This is a genomic window from Streptomyces sp. NBC_01775 (assembly GCF_035917675.1).
In the GTDB taxonomy this organism is placed as follows: Bacteria; Actinomycetota; Actinomycetes; order Streptomycetales; family Streptomycetaceae; genus Streptomyces.
Map to the genome: position 1 here is coordinate 6117647 of NZ_CP109104.1, position 21326 is coordinate 6138972.

The following is a 21326-nucleotide window of genomic DNA, read 5'->3' on the forward strand; positions in this document are numbered from 1 at the left end:
GAACCGTCGTCAGAGCAGTGCGGGCAGTACGAACGAGTGGTGGCCGTGTCCCCGCATTTCGACGACGCGGTGCTGTCCGTGGGCGGCCTCCTCGGGACCCTGGCGGGCCGTTCCCTCGTCGTCACCGTCCACGGCGGCCCTCCCCCGGACGGCCCGCCGTCCCGCTGGGACCGGCTGTGCGGGTTCGGTTCCGGTGCCGCCGCGGCGGCGGCCAGAGGAGAGGAGGACCGGGCCGCGTGCGGCGTCATCGGCGCGGACTTCGCGCACCTGCCCCTACCGGACGGCGCCTACGGCGCACCGGCGTCCGCCGGCGCGCTGACGGACGTGCTGGAGGCACATGTCACCGAGGAGACCCTGGTACTCGTCCCGGCCGGTGTCGCCCGGCACCCCGACCACCACCGCACCCGAGACGTGTCCCTGGCGGCACTGGAGGCGCTGGGCGCGGGCCAGGTGTGGCTGTACGCAGACCAGCCGTACGCGGGCTGGTCCGGCCACTGGGCCGGGCCGGGCGCGGAGGAACTGGCCGACGAGGTGTGGCGGGATCGCCTCGCGCCCGTCACGGAGAGCTTCGGCCTCCCGGAGGCGCGGACTCTTCGGCTCACGGACCAGATGTGGCGGGTGAAGCACCACGCGGCCCTCGCGTACGCGTCACAGCTGGGGCCGCTGGCCTCCCGAGCGGGCCATTTCCTGGCCTTCGACGGGCCGCTGCGGACCGAACTCGTCTGGCGGGTGGGGCTGAGGCCGGAATCCTCGAACCCCGGCACAGCAGAAAGAATGAGTGGAAAGTGAATATATTCTTCTATTGGTCCGGCCAGGAATTCGACTTCGGGAATTACCTCGCGGTCGCGTCCGCCGCGTGCCGCACGCCCGGCTCGAACGTCGTCGTGGTGGTGGACGAGCGCCCCGTGGACAACGTGCATTTCAGCAGGATCGAGCGGCTGCCCGGGGTCACGCTGGAGCCCCTCGACCTCGAATCGCTGGTCTCGCCCGAACTGCGGCTCCTCTACGGTCGTATGCGCTTCGTGGCGCACCGTTCGGACCTCGTGCGGCTCGCGCTGCTGGCCAAGTACGGGGGCGTGTATCTCGACACGGACACGTTGACGGTGGCCGACCTGAGCGGAACACCGGAGGTGCTGCTGCTGGACGACGGCAAGATCGTCCACCTGGGTTGCATGGCTCTGCCCGCCGGCCACCCCGTACTGGCTGCCACGCTGGCCGTCCTGGAGGAAATGCCGGAGGTGGACCTGGACGTCTACCAGAGCATCATCTACTACTGGACACGGGTCGTGCGCGCCCACTCACCGGCGGTGGAGTTCGGCGATCTCCACGCCTACTTCCCCGTGCACTGGAAGAGCTGGGAACGGGTGTTCACGGAGCGGTGGCCCTTGGAAGGGATCCGGGTCCTGCACCACTACGGATACCATAGTCGGCGGTACACGCGTGCCATGGACGAGGAGTGGATCCGCCGCAACGACTGCCTGTTCAGCGATCTCGCCCGCCCCCTGCTGCGCGACCTGCACGGTCTGGACCGGTAGGGCGCATGCGCGTAATCCCGTCTCCGGTGAGTAACCGCACGGGATACGCTGTCTCCAAGGATGTGTCGGGTGACCGGCGGACTGCGGACCGTACTGCGGACAGTTATGAGGGCGAAGTGAGCAACAGCAGTTTCATCTCCACCACGATTCCATATGTGAATGCCCGGCCGCACCTCGGGCATGCGCTGGAGTACGTTCAGGCGGACTGCTTCGCGCGCTTCATGCGCCTTCAGGGACGTGACGTCTTCTTCCTCACCGGCTCCGACGAAAACAGCCTGAAGAATGTCATCGCGGCCGAATCCGAGGGAATTCCGACGAGGGAACTCGTCGACCGGAACGTCGCCTATTTCGAGAACCTGACCGAGCAGCTCAAGCTCAGCCAGGACCAATTCATCCGGACGAGCGTGGACCCCCGTCACATCGCGGGCGCCTCCCGCGTCTGGGAATTGATCGCGGCCAACGACGACATCTACAAGCAGTCCTACGAAGGGCTGTACTGCGTCGGCTGCGAGCAGTTCTACTCGCCGGCGGAGCTGGTGGACGGAAAGTGCCCCGAGCACCTGGTCCCGCCGGAGCTGGTCAAGGAGGAGAACTATTTCTTCCGGCTCTCCCGCTACCAGGACAGGCTCCTGGAGGCGCTCAAGAGCGGCCGGCTCCAGGTGGTCCCCAAGAGCCGCTACAACGAGGTCGTGAGCTTCGTCGAGTCCGGCCTGCAGGACATCAGCGTCTCCCGCTCCACGGAGCGCGCACGGGGCTGGGGCATCCCGGTGCCGGGCGACCCGAGCCAGGTGATCTACGTCTGGATCGACGCCCTCACCAACTACATCAACGCGCTCGGCTGGTCCGACGGTGACGACCGCTACAAGCGCTACTGGGAGGACGCGGAATCCCGCACCCACGTCCTGGGCAAGGGCGTCACGCGCTTTCACGCCGTCTACTGGCCCGCGATGCTCATGGCGGCAGATCTCCCGCTGCCCACGGAGACGATGGTGCACGGCTACATCACGGCCAACGGCCAGAAGCTCAGCAAGTCGCTGGGCAACGCGGTCGACCCCGTGGCGGTCATCGACAAGTACGGCATCGACGCGGTGCGGTACGCGCTGCTCGCCGACCTCTCGCCCTTCGAGGACGGGGACTTCAGCGAGGAGCGGCTCGTCCAGCGCTACACCAACGACCTGGCCAACGGCCTCGGCAACCTGGTCAGCCGGGTCGCCAGCATGGTCGGACGCTACCGCGACGGGGTGATCCCGGAGGCGTCCGGCGAGCGCGAGGAGCAGGACGACCGGCTCGCCCAGCAGGTCGCGGACACCATCACCGGGGTGACGGCCTCGATGGAGCGCTGGGACCACCGTGAGGCGCTGAACCACGTCGGCGACCTGATCCGCGCCTCCAACTCGTACGTCGACGCCAACGCGCCGTGGCACCTCGCCAAGGCCGCGAAGGGCGGCGACGAGGCGGCGTCCGCCCGTATGGACACCGTCTTCCTGTACCTCGCGGGCGCCATCCGCCAGGCGAGCTTGCTGATGCTGCCCTTCGTGCCGGAGTCGGCGGAGAAGATCCTCAAGGTCGTCGGTGAGGAGAACCACCGCCTCGTCGAGCCCTCGGCCTGGCTCGACGGCCTGGCAGGCAGGGCGATGGAGCGGCCCGAGCCGATCTTCCCGCGGCTCGACGTGGTGGTCTGACCGACAGCGGAAGCCCGGGGGCGAGGGATTCCTCGCTTCCGGTCGGCTGATGAGGGGGCAATGAATCGTGACAGCCATGTCGGATCTGGTGGACATAACCACCACTTCGGTAGGCCGAGACACTCTGCTCACCACGTACAGCAGCTTCTTCGAGAACATCTCGTACAGCGGTTCATTCCGCGTTGTGGTGACCATCGACCCCGCATACGGAGTCGAGGAAGAGGAGGTGGAGGAGACCGTACGGTTCCTTGAGGATCTGCCGAGGCAGTATTCCCAAGTCCGCGAGGTCGTAGTGGAACGCCTCCCGAAGCGGATCGGTTTGCAAGGCGCGCTTTCACTGCTTTTCGCGCATGCCGCGGCTCCGGTCGGAGTGCACTTGGAAGACGACTGGAGGTTCATCGCACCTGTGGACCTGGACGTCCTGATCTCCGAGCTGTACGCGCACGAAAGCAGCCAAATAGTGCTGACGAACTCGCATGCGGCAAGAGGCGGGACCTTCGAGCGCCTCGACGAGGTGGCGGAGGTCCCGGGAACCGCGGGCCGTCTGCTCCGGCTGAACAGGTCGAGCTGGGCGGCGCACTATATGCCGCTGTGCCCCCATCTCCACCGCACGGACCGGTGGGCACCGACCGTCGCGAGGGCTCTCGCGCTCACCGACGGTGTGCGATGCCCGGACGAACGGGTGCGCGAGCGGGTTGTGGCCGAGCAGGCGACGGACCGGCACAACGTGCTGTGGACGCGTGATGTCGTCGCCGAGGACCTGGGCCGCGAGTGGCTGGTCAAGCGCGCCCGGTACAAGGCCATCACCCCGGAGTACGCGGGGGACGCCGAGACCGGCGGTGCGACGCGGAGATCCGGCGACGCACCACTCGTACTGAAGCGTTCGGCCGCTCTGAGATCCCGGGCCGAGAAGTTGATCCCCGGCATGACGCAGACATTCCACAAACGCCCCGAGAACTTCGCCGACGGGGAATACCCCGTGTACGCGGAACGCGGTCGCGGATCCCTTCTGTGGGACGTCGACGGCAACTCCTACGTGGACTTCGTCATGGCGCTCGGCGCGGCCTCACTCGGCCATGACCATCCGGTGCTGAGCAACGTCGTCCGAGAGCGGCTCGGCCGTGGGGTGCTGCTGTCCCTTCCGGCCCAGACCGAAATCACCGCGGCTGAAGAGCTGGTGAGCGCGGTCCCCGGAATCGAGATGGTCCGATTCCTCAAGACGGGCGCGGAGGCGTGCTCGGCCTCCATGCGTCTTGCCCGGCACCTGACCGGACGAGAGCACTTCCTCCTGGCCGGATATCACGGCTGGCACGACCAGTTGGGCGGGCCCAGCGCGGGCGTTCCGACCAGTGCCGCACGGCTGGGGGAGCGCTCGACCCTAGACAGCCCTGCCGACGAATCGCGATTCCTCGCGGCGGTGCGTGAGCGCGGTGAGCAGCTCGCGGGCGTGATGGTGAGCACGCCGTACCACCGGGTGCTCAGCGCCGAGTTCCTGAGCGAACTCCGCGCCGCCTGCGACGAGCACGGTTGCCTGCTGGTGCTCGACGAGATCGTCACCGGATTCCGGCTCGCTCCCGGCGGCTTGGGACAGTTCCACGGCGTGCACGCGGACATTCTCTGCTTTTCCAAGGGGATGGCGGCCGGAATGCCCCTGGCGGCGGTTGCCGGCCCACGGCACATCATGGACAGGTTCGCCGAGATCCGGGTCTCCACGACCTTCGGCGGTGAACTCCTTTCCCTGGAGGCCATGAAGGCGGCACTGCGCGAGTACGGGCGGACCAACTACTACGAGCACATCGCGGCGCTCGGGCGACAGCTACGTGACGGGATCAACGAGCATGCGGTGGGGCTGGGACTCGGCGAGATCGTGACCGGCTACGACCCGATGCCGTGCCTGCACTTCGATACGGACCCCGCAGCACACCAGCGGATCGCCCGGAAGTTCCTGGCAGAGATGGCGCGACGCGGGTTCCTGCTGCGACGTGACGTCAACTTCATCTCCGCGGCCCACACTTCGGACCAGATCGATGACGCGGTGTCGGCCTCGGCGGAAGCGCTGAGAGCGGCCCACACTTGAGCGGTGCTGTCGCTGGGTGATCAGGTGGCAGGCAGCCATATTGTTTCACCCGCCGCCCTGTGCCTCGCGAATTCGAGGCGGCGCCGAGTTACTTCCCGGCAGAGTGCTTCGAAGTGCTGTGCGCACATGCGCGGACGCACTGCCGGCCGTGAGCCATGCCACCGCGGCTTCGGACAAGAGACCCACTCCGGTCCGCGCCGGGCGGGGCGCCGGAGGTGCCCCGGGTCGAGCAGACGACCGAATGGCCACGGGCGAGTGCTGTGCCGGCCACCGTGCGGGAGAGGAAGGCCCGTTCCCCCAACAACCGGCACACGCACGCGACTTGCCCCTCTGCGGGTGGGCGCAGGTATCCGGCATCTCCGTCCTTGCCTGACGGCCGACTCGATATTACGATCACGCGCCGAGGCGGCATGCCCCTTCTAGGACCTGCGGGTCCGATGGTTGCGATCTTGAAAGGTTGCGGTTCGGCCCACCCGTCACAGCGCCAGAGGGAGTAGCCCCGGTGAGCACGCGGCAAGTCGTTCGCTGGACCGAAGCCGACGAGGAGCGATCCGCCCGCTGGCGCTCCGAGGACGGAGTGCCGCTGCCGGAACGTACCGTCGTCGCGGACGACCGTACGGTGCCCGGGGCCGCGTACCGACTGGCCGCCGACGGCACAGGGATGCTGTGGCGCGGCGATTTCCGGAACGCACGCCGACTGCTGCGGGACATGAAGGAACGCGCCGACCGGGCGCTGCGGGAAAGGAAGCTGCCGGAGGCACCGGTCGAGGCGTACCGCGCGCACCGCCGGGCGCGGGCTGAGCGGGCGCACACGCTCGGCATGCTGCTGGTGCCGTTCGAGCCCGACGGCGCCGTTGCCCTCCGCAACGCGCCCGACGTCCAGGAGGCATGCAAGGAGGCGTACGGCTCGGGGGACGAACCGTTCGTCGCTCCGCTCCGGGAGCTGCTGCACCTGATCTGGGCGCGGGAGGAACGCCGGAAGGGCTTCGAGGTGCCCGCGCTCGGGGACCGTGTCCACCCGCACTACGGCGTCTTCACACCCGTGGGGCGGGGCGAGTACATGGATCTGGTGGCCGAGGCGCCGTTGCCCACACGGACCCTGGCGTTCGACATCGGCACCGGCAGCGGCGTGCTGACGGCGCTGCTGGCCCACCGGGGCGTCGAGCGGATCGTCGCGACGGACCAGGAGCCGCGTGCCCTGACGTGCGCGCGGGAGAACCTGACCCGGCTGGGCCTGGCCGACCGGGTGGAGTTCCTGCGGACCGATCTCTTTCCCCCGGGGCGCGCCGGGCTCGTGGTGTGCAACCCGCCGTGGGTTCCGGGGGAGCCGCATTCGCCCGTCGAGCGCGCGATGTACGACCCCGACAGCCGCATGCTGCGAGGCTTCCTCGACGGCCTGGCGGCGCATCTGGAGCCGGGTGGCGAGGGGTGGCTGGTGATCTCGGACTTCGCCGAGCACGTCGGCCTCCGGCCTCGGTCCGAGCTGCTCGCGGCGTTCGGGGCGGCGGGTCTGGAGGTCGTCGCGCGGACGGACATGAGGCCGCGGACTCCCTGGGTCCCGGACGAGAACGAGCCGTTCCCCGCGGCACGCGCGGCCGAAGTGACCTCTCTCTGGCGTCTCGCCGCCCGCTGAGACCGGACGGTCCGCAACCACCGCACGACGATCACCGCGAGCAGTACGAGGCGGGGCGCGCCCCTGGAGGGCGGAGGGAGGAAACCATGAACGTGCCGAAGTCGCCGCCGCGGCAGGCGCCCACGACCACGCACCGGGTGGAATGGAGGGCGTTGCCGCGAGAGGTCCGGCTGGCCCTCGAAGAGCGGCTGGGGTCCCGCGTCGTCGCGTCGGAGACTCAGCACGGGGGGTTCTCGCCCGGTATGGCCGCCATCGTGACCTGCGCCGACGGGAGCGAGCACTTCATCAAGGCGGTGAACCCCGGCCTCAATCCCGTGTCACCGGGGATGTACCGGGAGGAGGCGTCGTACTCCGCCGCGCTGCCGGACGGACTGCCCGTCCCACGTCTCCGCCATGTGCACGATGACGGCGACTGGATCGCGCTCGTCTTCGACGCCGTCATCGGAAGGACCCCCGACGTCCCGTGGAGCGCGGCGGACGTCCGGCGTCTCCTGGACACGATCCAGGTCCTGGCCGACGCACCGCTCACCGGAGACCCGGTCGGTCTGCCTTCCGTTCCGGACCGTCTTGAGTACAGCTTCGGCGCCTACCGCCGGCTGGCGGAGAGGCCGCAGGACCTCACCGCCTGGGAACGCGGGAACATCGACCGGCTGGTCCCCGCGGCCGAGTCCGCCCTGGAGTTCGTGGCAGGCGATTCCCTCGTGCACCTCGATCTGCGTGCGGACAACATCGTCCTGGCCCACGACGGGGGCGCGTACATAGTCGACTGGTCCTGGGCCTCGACGGGTGCCCCCTGGGTGGACGAGGTCTGCTTCCTCGTGAACGTCGCGACCTACGGGGGGAACGCGGAGCGTTTCCTCACCGCCGACCAGCACCTTGCCTCGGTGCCCCGGGACCACGTCACCGGCTTCCTCGCCGGACTGAGCGGGATGTGGACGGAGGCCCTCGCCGAACCGGCGCCGCCCGGCCTGCCCACGCTGCGCGCGTTCCAGCGGCTCGAGAGGGACGCCACGCTCGCCTGGGTCCGAGCCCGTACGGGCTGGAGCTGAAGACCCCGAACCGTCACCGTCAACGTCACCGAAACCGCCGCCAGGCCCCCGATGGGACACGCATGAACAGGAGATCCGGTACATGAGTGAAATCCTCGTCTCCGTCCACGGCAACACCCTCGACGTCCGTACCCAGCTCGTGGTCGTGGACACGGACACGGCCACCGCGCGACGAGCGCCGTTCGATCTGCCGGACGGGTTCCAGCGGTACATGGGGCTCGCCGTGGACGGCCCGCGGGTATCCGCCCTCGCGGTCTACCTGGACAACCGGACCTCGCTGGTCACCCTGGACAGGACCGGGGACGGGCCGACGCTCGTACGGCCACTGCCCGGTGTCATGGACGGACACAGCATGCTCGCCGAGGACGGTGACGTCCACGCCGTGTCCTCGGGGACGGACGAACTCGTGCGGTTCTCCTTCTCCGAGGACCGTGCGGAACCGGAACCGGAACCGGAGCCGGAACGGCGGACGGTGTGGCGCGCTAGCGACGAGGAGCGCGACACCCACCACATCAACTGCGTGCTCCGGCTGGACGGGAACATCCTCGTGTCCGCCTTCGGACCCTCGTCCACGGGCTACCGGCGCCACGCCATGGACGGCTACATCTTCGACGTGACGGACAACCGGCCGGTGCTCACCGGGGTCGCGCAGCCCCATTCCGTCACGGTACGCGAAGGCCTCCTGTACTACTGCGCATCCGGTACCGGGGAATTCCGCTCGGAAAAAGGCACCGTCATCGCCCTCGACGGCTATCTCCGTGGCGCATGCTGGCTCTCCGACGACCTCGTGTGCATCGGCACCAGCGCCGGGCGTGCCAAGGACAGGAAGAGCCATTCCGCTCGCGAGGACTGCGCCGTGTGGATCGTCGACGTGACCTCCGGCGCCGTGGTGAGCCGTATTCCCATGGGGCGGTTCGGCCCTGAGATATACGACATCGTCCTTTTGTGACGAGGGAGGGGCCGATCATGTCCTCGCACCGGGAAAGCGGTCTCGTGGAATTCCGGGGAGGTACGCCCCATGGGCATGCGCGCGGCCGATGACGCCGAGCCGCCGTCGGCGACGTTCTCCAGGGCGTATTTCGACGGTCGCTACGCCCGCGACCCCGACCCCTGGGGAATGGCGACCAAATGGTACGAGCGGCGCAAGTACGCCGTGACGCTCGCGGCGCTGCCGCGGGCGGGCTACCGCGACTGCTTCGAACCCGGCTGCGGGACAGGCGAACTCACCCGCCTATTGGCTCCGCGCTGCGAGCGTCTGCTGGCCGTCGACTTCGCCGAATCGGCCGTGGGATCGGCCCGTTCAGCCGTGAGCGAGTTCGCCCACGTCGAGGTCCGGCAGGCCACGCTGCCGGAGGACCTGCCCGACGGACGCTACGACCTCGTCGTCGTCAGCGAGATCCTGTACTACCTCTCCGGTGACGACCTCAAGGTGACGCTGGACGGCCTTCTCGGACGGCTGGAGGCCGGCGGCGACCTCGTCGTGGTCCACTGCCGGGCTTCCGACCGCCGCCACGGCTACGACGGATTCAACGTGCACTCGTCGGTCGCGTCGCGGCCGGAACTGGAGAGCCTGGTGCACCACGAGGACGAGGAATTCGTGCTGGACGTCTTCCGCCGGTCCGGAGAGTGCCCGTGACCTCCACACTTCCGCTCACGCAATGGGCCGAACTGCCCGCCGAGGTACGGGAAGCGGTCGAGGAACGCGCCGGGCCGGTCACCGAAGCGGAGCACCTGGACTTCGGCGAGGGCGCCGAGCTGGCCTCGATCCTGACCACCCCGGACGGGAAGGTGTTCGCCAAGGGCACCTTCATCGACGGCCCGCTGGCACCGCGCCTCGACAGCGAGGCCAGGATCAACCCCCGGGTGGCACGGCTGGCCCCCCGGCTCCTGTGGCGGGTGGCGGCCGGAAAGTGGCTCGTCGCCGGATTCGCGTACGTGCCGGGCAGGCACGCGGACTACTCGCCCGGTTCCCCCGACCTGGACAGACTGGCCGAAGCGGTGGCGGTGCTCCAGGACCTGCCCTGCCCGGACCAGGTGACCTGGCGGGTCGAGCGGCGCTGGTCGGGGTTCACGGACCAGGCGCATGTGATGACGGGCGAGGCCCTGGTCCACAAGGACCTGAACCCCCGTAACGTCCTCATCACCGAGGAGCGCGCGTACGTCGTCGACTGGGCCACGCCGTGCAGGGGAGCGGCATGGGTGGAACCCGCCCTGCTGGTACCGAGGCTGGTCGGGCACGGACACAGCCCCCGGGAGGCGGAGGAGTGGGTGGCGCAGTTCCCGTCCTGGAGCCGCGCGACGGCCGGGGCGCTGGACGTGTTCGCAGACGCGGAGGCCCGCAAACGGCAGTGGCTGGCCTCGGAGTGGCCGCTGCCCCGCCAGCTACAGAATGCCAAAGGAGCCTGGAAATGGGCCCGTTGGCGGTCTCTTCGCCGCTAGACTCCCGTCCGACTCCCCTCGCCGGTTGCTGAGACGTGTGCGGGTGCAGATCTCCTGGATCTCCTCGTACCGGTACGCCGCCACAGGCAGAGCACCTCTTTCGTCCTCGCCGGTCATCCCCGGATCTCCGGTCCTCGGCGGCGAGCGGGGCGTCCCACCTTGAAGAGAGAGGTATCAACGGGGTGTCCAAGAGCGCGAAAGGCAAGTCCGGCGCCGACATACCGGCCCACGCGTGGTCGACGGATGAGATGTTCGGCGCGGGTGCGGTCTTCCTGCTGGCCATGGCCTGGGTGCTGGGCGCGCTGGCCTGGGCGGCGGGCGGACTTGCCGCACTGGTCACGAACGGCGCCTGGCCCGGCCAGGCCCTTTCCTCATCGTTCTTCCTGCTCATTCATCTGGCCCTGAACTGGGACGCACGCGCACTCGCGTGGCCTGCCGCCGACCGGCCGCTGCTGGGGCCCGACTGGCTGTTCTGGACGGTTTACGCCGTCCTGGTCCTCATCGTGGGGACCGTGGTGAAAAGGACGATCTCCTGGGTTTTCCGGATACTGGGCGAGCGGCGCCGTTCGCGGCACGTCAACGTCCGTCAGGCGCAGCGCGACAACTCGGTCGTCTGGGGCGGCACCAGCGATGTCGAATCCCTCGTGGTCCCGGACAGGAACGCTCTCTCCGGGCGTGTCTACCTGGGGGAGATGGCCGACAACCCCGCCGCCCGGCTGGCGACTTCGCGATACACGTCGATCGCGGTCATCGCACCCACGGGTTCGTCAAAGACGGTGAAGTACGTCGTGCCGACCATTCTGACCTGGCCCGATGCCGTATTCGTCACGTCCACGAAGAACGACATCGCGGACCTGACCCTGAACTTCCGTGCCGAGACGCTCGGCCGGCCGGTCTATATCTTCGACCCCACGGGAGAATGGCCGGAGGAGCAGCGCAAATATCTGTGCGCGTGGTCACCGCTCATGGCGATCCAGGATTATGCCGACGCCGACAAGGTCGCCCAGTGGCTCTCCGAGGCGGCGGTCGAGAACAGCAACGCGGATGCGAAGGCACGCTTCTGGATCAACCTCACGCAGATCGCCATGGGGCCCATGCTGTGGATCGCCAGGAAGAGCAACAAGACGATGCTGGACGTGGCGGACTGGATCGGCTACCAGAATTTCGAAGAGGTGGAGAGACTCTTCGACGTGTACGAGAGCGGATCCCTGGACCAGTCCGCGAAAGAGGACCTCGCGGTGGCCCGCCGCGGGCTGTTCGCCACCCAGCAGCGCGACAAGATGACACGCTCCGGGATCTTCTCCAACGCGGACTTCATCCTGAAGCCGTTCCTTTCCGCGCAGATGGCACCCACGACGGACATCAGATTCGACGACGAGGGCAATCCCTACAGCCCCTTCGGGCTCCGGATCCTGGACGTCGAGCGCGTCCTCGACGAGGGCGGCACCATCTATGCCATCAGCGACGAGGAGGAACAGGAAATGTTGCGCCCTGTCTTCCAGTCCGTGGCGCAGTCCTACCTCCGGGCCTGCCGGAAGCGGCAGCGGCGCCAGGGCGCCGGTCCGCTGATGAACCCTCCGCTGCTCCTGCTGGAGGAAGCAGCCAACGTCGCCCCGCTGCCGACCCTCGACAAGATGGCCGCGACCTACCGGGGGTTCGGCATCGTCATCATGTCCATCTGGCAGGACGAGGCGCAGGTGTCGACGATCTACGACACCCGGGCCCCCACGGTCCTGGGCAACCACACCACCCGGCTCTACCTGCCCGGGTCCTCCGACGACACGACGCTGGACCGGCTCTCCCGGCTCATCGGTGACCAGTCCGTCGCACTGACCAGATTCGGATACACGCACCACGAAGGGCACCAGCGGATCACGGCCCAGGAGGGCGCCGAGGACGTCCGGCTCGCCCCCATCGACTATCTGCGTACGCTCCCGAAGGACGTCGCGATCGTCCTGTCCGGCAACCTGCCGCCCATCAAGGTGTCGGCGACACCCTGGTTCAAGGACCCGGAGATGCGCGCGCGCATCGGGCCCGAGATGTGCGAGAAGTACGACCGTGCCTTCGGCGAAGCCCAGTCGGGTGCCGCCCCGGCACCGAGCGGGGCCGCGTACCTCGCGACGCCCGCCCCCCGGCGGTTCCGCAAGCGGTCGCAGCCGTAGGGAAGCGGTAGCGGTCGTAGGGCTCGCGAGGAGCCGTGCGGCGGACGGCGGCCCGGGGCGCGGCGCGCGCGTCGGAACCGGGCCGTCGGAACCGGGCCGTCGGAACCGGGCCGTCGGAACCGGGCCGTCAGAACTGGGCCGTCAGCCCCGCAGCGTCCAGCAGATAGGCGGTCATCGGAGCGTAGAACCTCGGGCTGGTCACGTGATCGTCCAGCGGGACCACCACCTGGAGCGTGCCCTCGGCCTCGCCGAGGAACAGGGCCGGGTCGTTGCAGTCCGCGTATCCCACCGCGTCGACGCCGCGCTGCCCCGCGCACCCCGCCCAGCCGTGGTCGGCGACCACCAGATCGGGCAGGGGCCGCCCGTCCAGGGCAAGCCGGTCCAGGACCGCAGCCATGGGGGCGGGGGAGTGGGTGTGCCGCAGCCTGGCGCGGCGCTCCAGCATGGCCACGTCGCAGAACTGGGAGACGGTCCCCTCCTCCCCGAGGTGCAGGTCCTCCGGGACCTCGACGATCTCGCACCCGGCGGCGTGCAGCGCCGAGGCCGTGGCGCTGTGCACCTCCAGCAGCCCGCCGGGGTGGCCCGTGGCGAACAGCACCCGCTCCTGTGCCTCGGCCGCCTTCCGCAGCACGGCCGCCAGCCGGTCCAGCGCGCCGACCGTCAGTTCCGGGTCGATGGTGTCCTGCCCGGAACGGTGCCGGGGATCGCCGCTCACCCCACACCGCTCCGCCATGACGGCCAGCACGTCCAGTTCGTCGGCCCAGCGGTCGCCCAGCTCCAGGCCGAGCCAGAAGTACCGGTCGCCGCCCGCCAGTTCGCGGTAGTGGGAGAGGTTGTTCTCCCGGGGGGTGGCGACATCGCCCGCGATGCGGGTACGGACGAGGTGGTCGATCAGCTCGGCACGGCTGGGCACGGTGCTGGGTATGGGCATGGGGTCCATTGTCGCGTCCGCGTCCGCGGGAATGTGGCGTACCCGGGGTGGCGGCGGCCCGGTTACTGCTTGGCGCGCAGCTCGTCCAGCCGGGTCCGCAGGTTCCTGACCACCTTGCTGTCCTCGCCCTCGGTCGCGACGAGCATGGCCAGCACATCCGCCCCGGTGCTGAGTTTCTCCTGTGGGTCTGTGACGGATGCCCATGTGAACAGGGCCCGCCGCGCCGAGGCGCGGGTGAGCGAGTGGTGGTGCCCGACCACCGCCGCCTGGAGGCCGGAGGTGTGCAGATACCAGCGGGTAGCCGTGGCGTGATCCTCCATCAAGTGGGCGAGCCAGCCCCGCAACTCGCGCATATTGATGGTGTGCGAGTGTGCCGGGCCGAACTCGGCGGTGATCTGCTGGTCCAGTTGTTCCGCTTCGATGGCGGCCCGCGCCACGTGTGCCGGGTCCCTTGTCCGAAACGCGGTGGTAACCCTCGCCACGCGCTTGCTGTACTTCGCCGGAGGCGGTTCGGGCATGGATTGTGCGCGTTGCCGTGCTTTCGGCCCTGGCCCCAGCTCAGGCAGTGGCCCGGCCGCGGTCAGCCGCGCCGCTTGCTCAGCCGTCGGCAAAGGCGAGATCTGGGGTGCGGTGAAGTCCCAGAAGGCCGGGCTGACAGTGCCCCACGGGGCGAACGTCGCCTCTTCGTCCATGATTGCTTCGCATCGTCCGTTCGGTACTGGTCTCAAGTCCGCGCCATGGCTCACCAGGTCAGATGCGCACGCCACGGTGGCGCAGATAGGGGACCGGGTTGACGTCCGAGCCGTATTCCGGTCCGGTACGGATCTCGAAATGCAAGTGCGGGCCGGTGACATTGCCCGTGGCACCCGACAGGCCGATCTTCTTCCCGCCCCGCACAGTGTCGCCCTTCGAGACGCTCAATGCGGACAGATGGGCGTAATGGCTGTACTTGCCGTCGCTGTGCCGGATGACGACCTGGTTTCCGTAGGCTCCCCCCTTGCCGGCCGTGACGACGGTGCCTGGGCCGGCGGCCTTGACGGTCGTGCCGGTCGGTACGGCGAAGTCGACGCCGGTGTGATAGCCGCTGGACCAGTTCGGACCGGTCGCGTGATACACCGTGCCGAGTGCGCCGCTGGTCGGTCGCGTCCAGCCACCGGAACCACCGGCTTCGCCGGAGGCGGTCAGCTGGCGCGACATCGCCATGATGTTCTTGACGTAGTCGTACGTCTGGCGGTTCGCGAACGACGGTGGGGGCACACCCGCGTAACGCTCAACGGCGCACCACCCCGCGTTGTAGCCCGCCAGCGCCAACTCGGTCGGGGAGCCGTTGAACTCCGAGGGGTGCTTGACGGTCTCCTTCGGACAGTCGTTGTACTTGGCGGGGTTCTTGGCCCTCTTCAGCAGTGAGCACATGAACCTGCCCTGTGCCGGTATCGCGTCCTCGGGGTCCCAGACGTCCCCGCCCTTCCCCCAGGTCTTCCAGGTGCCCGGCATGAACTGGGCTATCCCCTGGGCCCCGGCGGACGATCCGGCTTTGGGGTCGAAGCCCGACTCCTGCTTCAACTGAGCCGCCAGCACGGAGGGGGACAATCCGGCCTTGCAGTCGCCGGCGGCTGCCTTGATGAGCCCCTCGTACTGACTGGGCACCCCGCCGCGCCCGACCTTCAGTGCCCCTCCGGCCAGGACAGGGTCAGCGGAGTCCGAACCGTCGTCGGTCAGGGAAGCCAGCACGAAGATGCCCATTATCAGGCCGAACGGCAAGGTGAGCACGGCCGCAAGCGTCAGCTTCAGTAAGAGTTTGATATCCAACCAGGCCCCCCATGGCCCCCGTGCCTGCGTAAATTTGCAATTTGCTCTATCGAAGAGCGGCACATTAGGAAGAGATCATTCCGCTTTCGGAGGGCGGACTGGCGCTACGCGCCGCATTCTTCCGATCCGCGTGATACCCCATCAACTAGTGGTAGATTCCGCACAGTTGACAGAGTGTTCTACCACAGCCGTCACGCTGATGGCACGTGGACACCTGCGTTTCTGTCTGCTAGACACTCACTTCGCGGCTCGCGTCTGTCGCGGTCGCCTCGCCATACGCTCACTTCAGGGTGTTGGCTACGGTAAATGCGATTTTCAAGCGGGGGCCTTGTGAAAGCGCAGCTTGTGATGTCACTCACGAGCCAAAATCGACTGATAATACCCGTTTTGAGCGCGGTCGGTGGCAGCGGGCGGTCCACGACAGCCGGCCTGCTGGCCTGCGCTCTGTCGACGATGGGCGCAACTGCCGTACTGGACATGGCGCCACGCCTGGCCTCGCCCTGGCCCGCTTGGAGCGCCGAGCCCGGAACCGGCTTGCTCTCCCTCCCCCCGGACCGGCCGCTCACCCGCAGCCAGGTCCACGCGGCGGCGTCCCGCTTTCAGGTTCCCGGCGGCGGCGCATGGCACGTGCTCACCGATCACCAGGAGTGGAATCACCCACCCCTCGCTCTCCCCGAAGATCCGGCCGCCTGGTACCAGTTGGCCGCGATCGGCGGGTGGCAGGCGGTCATCGCGGACACCGTCCATCCGGTCGCTCACGAGGTGCTCACCGCGCGCTGCGCCGGATCGGCCGGCCTGACCGCCCGCTGGTGCCAACTGCCGTTCTCGGTACCGGTGCTGTGCGCGGCCGAAACCGGCTCCGGTGTCCGGGCCCTTCAGACGGCCGTCAAGGCGGCCTCGGCCGAAGGGCTCCCGCTCCACCGGATGATCGTTGTTCTGACCGCCATCGGCGAGGGCCGGTCCCCCGCCTCGGTGAAGGCCGCCGCCGCGATGCTCGCACCGCGAGTCGGGGCGGTCATCCAGGTGCCCTATGACCCCCGCATCCGCGCCCATGGGATGCGCGACGCATCCCATCTGAAGCCCCGATTGCTGGAGGCCGGCCGACAACTCGCCCACGCCGTGGTGGGTTCGGCCCAGGCGGCCTGGGGCGATCCACTCCCTGCGGCTGCTGTGCCACGTGCCCGGACAGCAGTCCCTGCCCGCGTCGACCACACCGTCCGCAACGCTTCGAAAAAGGTTCTTGCATGAGTCAGTTTCTGCAGTCCCTGCATGCCTTCGCCGGTGACCCGCACCTTCAGCTCCTCGCCGGTGACAAGCCCATCGTTCCGGGGTACAAGCCCAAGCTGCCCGGCGAGGTCCGGACGCCCACCAGCACGATTCTCGCCTGGACCGCGGGAGGCGGCCTCTCGCTGGCGGTACTGGGCGGGCTCGTCGGCTGGGGCATGGTCGGCATCGGGCACAACACCGAGCGGGCGGCTCTCGCCGCCCGCGGGAAGTCCTCGATCCTCTGGAGCCTGATCTCCGGGGTGGGTATCGGAGTCACTTCCGGTCTGGTCATGGGCTTCTACAACATGGCGAACTGAGGCGGGAATGGAAGACCAAGACCGTGTGGCCCGCCGGGCCCGTCTCCGCCTGATAGGCATCGGGGCGCTCTTACTCGCCGTGCTGGTCGGCGGCGCCGTCCTGCTGATCAGTGCCGCAAGCAGCCAGGACGCGTCCGGCGCGACCTCCGGTGACCGGAAATCCAGCACACCCGAGCCGGGCCCGTCGGCCTCTTCGCGGGGCAAGATGACGCCGGCGAAGGCCAAGCCCATGCGCGTCCTGAAACCGAAGAGCCAAAAGGACGGCTTCTCCGTCGGTTTTCCCCGCAGTGGCCCCGGGGCCACCTCAGCGGCCGTCTACTACTTGGAGGAGTCCCCCTTCCTCGATGACGTCAGGACCAGGCAGCAACTGAAGGCCATCACCTCCAGGAAATCTCCCGCCTCCATCGACAAGGAGATCTCCGAGGTCCGCAAGCTGCGCGAAAAGGTGGGGTTGCCGCCATCCGGCGGCGTGCCGGGAGGGCTGACCTTCACCACCACCGTCGAAGCGGTAAAGGCGACGCCGCTGCGCAGCCGAAGTCTGGTCCAGGTCTGGCTGAACTACGACCGCTTCGCGACCAAGCCCGATGGCACCCCGGCAGCGAAGCCGTTGAAGGACGAGACGGTTGATGTCCTCCTCAAATGGGAGGGCGGCGACTGGAAGATCACCGATGAGCCGCGCTACCGCAAGCTGCGGACTTTCCCGGCGGCTTACGCCTCCGACAGTCCCATTGCCTGGCAGAGCGGTTGGTGGCAGGTGCGGCATGAGGCATGACCGTTTCCGGCGAGCACTGACCCTGCTGCTGTCCTTGGTGTGCTGTCTCGGCCTCACGGCGGCCGGTGCGCCCATGGCGTCCGCGGAGGACGACCCCAAGGCGTATGTCGACTTCGGTCCTCCGAAGGACCCGCCCAAGGAGTGGACCGAAGGGGGCGTGGGCCCCCAGGGCATAGGTCTCGACGACAACGACCACTGGTGCAACGTCAACATGGGGGCAGACCCCAAGAATTGCGACACGGAAAAGGCCATCGGTGAGATCCCCGGTACCTATGAGCCGTGCAGCGACGTCATGGACGGCTGCTCCAAGAAGGACCTGAAGAAGCACGAGCTCAAGGAGCTCAAGGAGTGGCGGAAGAAGGCCGATCACAACCACAAGAACTACAAGAAGCTCAATGAGCTCCTCACCAAGTGCGTGAACAAGGGCGGGATGTTCCAGGACTGCTCGAACGAGCATGGTCCGAACTACCCGATGATCAACGTGAAGACGCCATGGGACTGGGTCGGCGACGCGATCGCGAGTCTGGCGACCGACATGCTCACCAAGGCGGCCGAATACATCGGCAAGTCGGTCGTATGGGTGCTCAAACAGTTCGCCGACGCGTTCAACAGCTGGTCCACCATCGATCTCGCCAAGACCGGTATCGGTCCCACGATGAGCATCATGACGGGTCTCTCGGTGCTGCTGGCGGCCTTCCTGCTGTTGATGCAGTTCGGCAAGCTGGCCATCAGTCAGCAGGGCAGTCCGCTGGTGACCGCGCTCACCGGACTGGCCAAATGGGCGGTGATCCTGGCCGTCTACGTGGTCGCCATCCAGACCGCGCTCGACTGGTCCGACCAGCTGAGCACCGCGATCATCAACGAGACCTTCGACCGCGGCGGCAGCGGTGAGAAGGATGCCCAAAAGGCGATGCAGCAACAGCTCGGCGAGCTGTTCGCCGGCCTCGGCGCGGCCGGCGGGACAGCCGCTGCCGGTGGCGCCCTGATCACCGGCAGCGGCATGGTGGCTTCCTCGGTCGGCTTCATCATCGTCATCGGCATTCTCTGCATTCTGGCCATCGGCGGACTGTGGATCGAGATGCTGATGCGTCAGGCCGGGCTCATGATCCTGGTCGCTGTGATGCCCCTCGTCCTGGCGGGGCAGATGGCGGACTCGACCCGCGAGTGGTGGCCCAAGGCCCGTAACGCGGTGATCTCGCTGATTCTGATGAAGCCGGTGATCGTGATCTGTTTCTCCATCGGCTTCAACGCCATGAGTCATGGTGACGGCGCCCGCAATGTCCTGGTCGGCCTGCTGATCTTCATCCTGTCGTGCTTTGCCTGGCCGGTGATCGCCCGGTTCATGACCTTCACCACCAACGGCGACGGCAACAGCACCACTTCCGGACTCATCGGCGCGGTCGGCTCGAACATGTCGGCGATGTTCGCCGGCTACCGGCCGCAGATGGGGCCCGGAGGCGCGGGCATGATCGGCGGGGGCGTCGGCTTCACCAAGGGGCTGGAGGAGGACAACGCCACCACCGGCGGTTCCGGCGGCGGTGGCGGCTCCGGCGGCTCCGGCGGTGGTGGCGGCGGTGGCGGCTTCTGGTCCAAGTTCATGAAGGGAAGCGGTTCCGGCGGCTTCGGCCACAAGGTCGGCGGTGTCGTGGGGATGGGCCTGCAGGCCGCAGCCATGGGCAAGGACATCCTGGAGGACTCGGCGGCCAACACCGCGGCCCACGCCGGCCTCGGTCCGAGCTCCACTCCCGACCGCCACGTGGTCATCGGCCGCCGCGGCCAGCGCGGCGGCGGCGCCTCGGGGGGCGGAGAAGAGGAAGAGCCTCCGCCGCCGCCACCACCACCGCCGCCGCACGCACCGGGAGGGTATTCCGCGAACCTGGAGCGGGACGCGCCCCCCGAGCGGGCCGCGCCCACGGAGCCCCCGGCTCCGCCACTTCCGCCGGGAGGGAACCAGCCCATCGTGGCCCCGCCGGAATCCTACTCATGGAGGGATTAGCCCATGCCGGTCCCAGAGCCCGTCACCTACGGCGGCTGGCAGTCCGAACGCAGCGGATTCATGGGCAACCTGTCGGGGCCCGGCTTCGCCCTGGTGGCGGCTTCGACCGTCATCGGGCTCATCCCGCTCTACCAGCGAAGCTGGTCCGCGACGATCGTTTCCCTTCCGCTCGCCCTGCTGTTGCTCGCCCTCGCCTTCGGGCGCGTCCTGGGGCTGTCAGCGGACCAATGGATCATTCTCGCAGTGAGGCATCAGATCGCCGTGGCCACCAAGAAGAACCTCTTCCTCTCCGGCGCCTTCGCTCCCCGGACCAGGACCGGGGAACAGCCGATGGACCTGCCCGGGGTCCTCGCCCGTCTGCGCATCCTCAACGCGCCCGACGGGCTGGGCGGGGAACTCGGAGTCGTCCACGACCCGGTCGACAGCACCTACACCGCCATCGCCCGAATCGGCTTCCCCGGCCTGGCGCTGATCGACACGGACAAGCAGAACACCCGCGTCGGCGCGTGGGCCGCCTTCCTGCGCTCACAGTGCAAGGAAGACGGGGCGATCACCAGGATCGCCGTACACCAGCGCTCCCTCCCCGACGACGGGACCGAGCTCAGGTCATGGACCGATCGCCACATCACCTCCGACGCCCCGCCCGCCGCGATACAGGCCCTGGACGAACTCATGGTCGGCGCGGGGCCGGTGGCCACCATCCGCGAGACCTATCTGTCCCTCACGTTCTCCTCCGCACGCGCACGCCTGGCGGTCAGGGCAGCCGGTGGCGGCCAGATCGGCGCAGCCGCCGTCCTCGTCCGTGAGATCCACGCCATGCAGGGGGCGTTGAGCAGCGCCGGTCTCCAGGTCGAGGAGATGCTGACGCCCCGCAAGGTCGCCCAGGCCATCCGCACGGCCTACGACCCGGAGTCGCAGCTGATGCTCGCCGCCCGCAACAACGCCGCGCAGGAATCCACCTGGGAGGGCGCCCCGCCGGGCCTCGATCCGGCGGTGGCCGGACCCGCCGCGGCGGAGACCAGCTGGGGCGTGTACCGGCACGACGGGGCATGGACGGTCTCGTACCAGGTGCGCGGGCTGCCCCAGTCCGAGGTGTACGCCACCTTCCTCCAGCCCCTGCTGAGGCCCCGGCGCAACGCCCGCCGTTCGCTGTCGCTGGTGTACGAGCCGATCGGCCCCGTCAAGGCGCGCCAGGAGCTGGCGCGGGAAAAGGCCAAGCGGGACGCCGCACGGCAGCTGCGCTCCAAGACCGGCCGGACGGAGTCCGAGGACGAGCGCCGCGAGTCGATGACCGCCCGCGCGCAGGATGTGGCGCGGGCCGCCGGTCACGGCGTGCTCCGGCTGAGCTGTCTGCTGGCCGTCACCGTGATGGACGAGGACGAACTGGAGATCGCCTGCGCGGAACTCCAGGCCGATGCCTCAGCCGCCGGCCTGGAGATCCGGCGGGTGTGGGGTGCCCAGGACGCGGGCTTCGCAGCCGCCGCGCTGCCGCTGGGCCACGGGCTGCCGGACCGGCGGGTGGGCGTCTGATGCGTCTTTCTCTCAACCGCCGCCGGATCGACGACACCACGCTCGAAGCCGCCCCGCTGGCCGGCCTGATCGACATCAACTCGGAGGCGTCACCGCCCGCCCCTCAGCCCACCGCACGTGAACTGCGG

The 21326-nt window shown here is 68.6% G+C and carries 18 protein-coding genes; 15 read left to right on the forward strand and 3 right to left on the reverse strand.

Going from position 1 to position 21326, the window contains the following annotated elements; translation table 11 throughout:
• Window positions 1-39: 39 nt before the first annotated feature.
• The 10 genes from OHB04_RS27280 to OHB04_RS27325 all read left to right on the forward strand — a co-directional run bounded on the left by OHB04_RS27280 (window position 40) and on the right by OHB04_RS27325 (window position 12577).
• Window positions 40-789 carry a PIG-L deacetylase family protein gene (locus OHB04_RS27280; protein WP_326808506.1) on the forward strand — a complete coding sequence of 250 codons (750 nt, stop codon included), beginning with the start codon at window positions 40-42 and terminating at the stop codon, window positions 787-789.
• A complete protein-coding gene (locus OHB04_RS27285; protein WP_326690287.1) occupies window positions 786-1535 on the forward strand; it encodes a glycosyltransferase in 750 nt (249 codons plus the stop codon). The genes OHB04_RS27280 and OHB04_RS27285 overlap by 4 nt, the downstream gene beginning before the upstream one ends.
• A 116-nt stretch (window positions 1536-1651) precedes the next feature.
• Window positions 1652-3217, forward strand: a complete 1566-nt coding sequence (metG, locus tag OHB04_RS27290) for a methionine--tRNA ligase (RefSeq protein WP_326808507.1) — start codon at window positions 1652-1654, stop codon at window positions 3215-3217.
• A 76-nt stretch (window positions 3218-3293) separates the two neighbouring features.
• Window positions 3294-5294, forward strand: a complete 2001-nt coding sequence (locus tag OHB04_RS27295) for an aminotransferase class III-fold pyridoxal phosphate-dependent enzyme (RefSeq protein WP_326808508.1) — start codon at window positions 3294-3296, stop codon at window positions 5292-5294.
• A gap of 502 nt (window positions 5295-5796) precedes the next feature.
• Window positions 5797-6927, forward strand: a complete 1131-nt coding sequence (locus OHB04_RS27300; RefSeq protein WP_326690289.1) for a class I SAM-dependent methyltransferase — start codon at window positions 5797-5799, stop codon at window positions 6925-6927.
• A gap of 86 nt (window positions 6928-7013) precedes the next feature.
• A complete protein-coding gene (locus OHB04_RS27305) occupies window positions 7014-7976 on the forward strand; it encodes an aminoglycoside phosphotransferase family protein (protein WP_326808509.1) in 963 nt (320 codons plus the stop codon).
• An 82-nt stretch (window positions 7977-8058) separates the two neighbouring features.
• Window positions 8059-8925: a DUF4915 domain-containing protein gene (locus OHB04_RS27310; RefSeq protein ID WP_326690291.1), complete on the forward strand. Its 867-nt coding sequence runs from the start codon at window positions 8059-8061 to the stop codon at window positions 8923-8925.
• A gap of 69 nt (window positions 8926-8994) precedes the next feature.
• Window positions 8995-9612 (forward strand): class I SAM-dependent DNA methyltransferase, encoded by a 618-nt coding sequence (locus OHB04_RS27315; RefSeq protein ID WP_326808510.1) that lies wholly within the window; start codon window positions 8995-8997, stop codon window positions 9610-9612.
• On the forward strand, window positions 9609-10415 hold the full coding sequence (locus OHB04_RS27320; protein ID WP_326690293.1) for a phosphotransferase: 807 nt from the start codon (window positions 9609-9611) through the stop codon (window positions 10413-10415). The genes OHB04_RS27315 and OHB04_RS27320 overlap by 4 nt, the downstream gene beginning before the upstream one ends.
• Before the next feature lie 182 nt (window positions 10416-10597).
• Complete coding sequence (locus tag OHB04_RS27325) at window positions 10598-12577, forward strand: type IV secretory system conjugative DNA transfer family protein (protein WP_326690294.1); 1980 nt, start codon at window positions 10598-10600, stop codon at window positions 12575-12577.
• 127 nt (window positions 12578-12704) lie between these two features.
• On the opposite strand, the gene OHB04_RS27330 is transcribed toward OHB04_RS27325, so the two are convergent.
• The 3 genes from OHB04_RS27330 to OHB04_RS27340 all read right to left on the reverse strand — a co-directional run bounded on the left by OHB04_RS27330 (window position 12705) and on the right by OHB04_RS27340 (window position 15317).
• A complete protein-coding gene (locus OHB04_RS27330) occupies window positions 12705-13517 on the reverse strand; it encodes a phosphatase (protein WP_442814960.1) in 813 nt (270 codons plus the stop codon).
• A 53-nt stretch (window positions 13518-13570) separates the two neighbouring features.
• Window positions 13571-13945 (reverse strand): hypothetical protein, encoded by a 375-nt coding sequence (locus OHB04_RS27335; protein WP_326690296.1) that lies wholly within the window; start codon window positions 13943-13945, stop codon window positions 13571-13573.
• Between the two features lie 313 nt (window positions 13946-14258).
• Complete coding sequence (locus OHB04_RS27340) at window positions 14259-15317, reverse strand: peptidoglycan DD-metalloendopeptidase family protein (RefSeq protein ID WP_326690297.1); 1059 nt, start codon at window positions 15315-15317, stop codon at window positions 14259-14261.
• A gap of 387 nt (window positions 15318-15704) precedes the next feature.
• Between OHB04_RS27340 and OHB04_RS27345 the strand changes: the two genes are divergently transcribed.
• From OHB04_RS27345 to OHB04_RS27365, 5 genes are read left to right on the forward strand one after another with little or no spacing between them, the layout of a single operon-like run.
• The gene (locus tag OHB04_RS27345) at window positions 15705-16565 is read left to right on the forward strand and encodes a hypothetical protein (protein ID WP_326808511.1); all 861 of its coding nucleotides are present in this window, start codon (window positions 15705-15707) and stop codon (window positions 16563-16565) included.
• Window positions 16562-16900, forward strand: a complete 339-nt coding sequence (locus tag OHB04_RS27350) for a hypothetical protein (RefSeq protein WP_326690299.1) — start codon at window positions 16562-16564, stop codon at window positions 16898-16900. The genes OHB04_RS27345 and OHB04_RS27350 overlap by 4 nt, the downstream gene beginning before the upstream one ends.
• Window positions 16901-16925: 25 nt before the next feature.
• Window positions 16926-17672 (forward strand): hypothetical protein, encoded by a 747-nt coding sequence (locus OHB04_RS27355; RefSeq protein ID WP_326808512.1) that lies wholly within the window; start codon window positions 16926-16928, stop codon window positions 17670-17672.
• Complete coding sequence (locus OHB04_RS27360) at window positions 17662-19668, forward strand: hypothetical protein (RefSeq protein ID WP_326808513.1); 2007 nt, start codon at window positions 17662-17664, stop codon at window positions 19666-19668. Before OHB04_RS27355 ends, OHB04_RS27360 begins: the two co-directional genes overlap by 11 nt.
• 3 nt (window positions 19669-19671) lie before the next feature.
• Window positions 19672-21198 carry an SCO6880 family protein gene (locus tag OHB04_RS27365; protein ID WP_326808514.1) on the forward strand — a complete coding sequence of 509 codons (1527 nt, stop codon included), beginning with the start codon at window positions 19672-19674 and terminating at the stop codon, window positions 21196-21198.
• Window positions 21199-21326 lie beyond the last annotated feature (128 nt).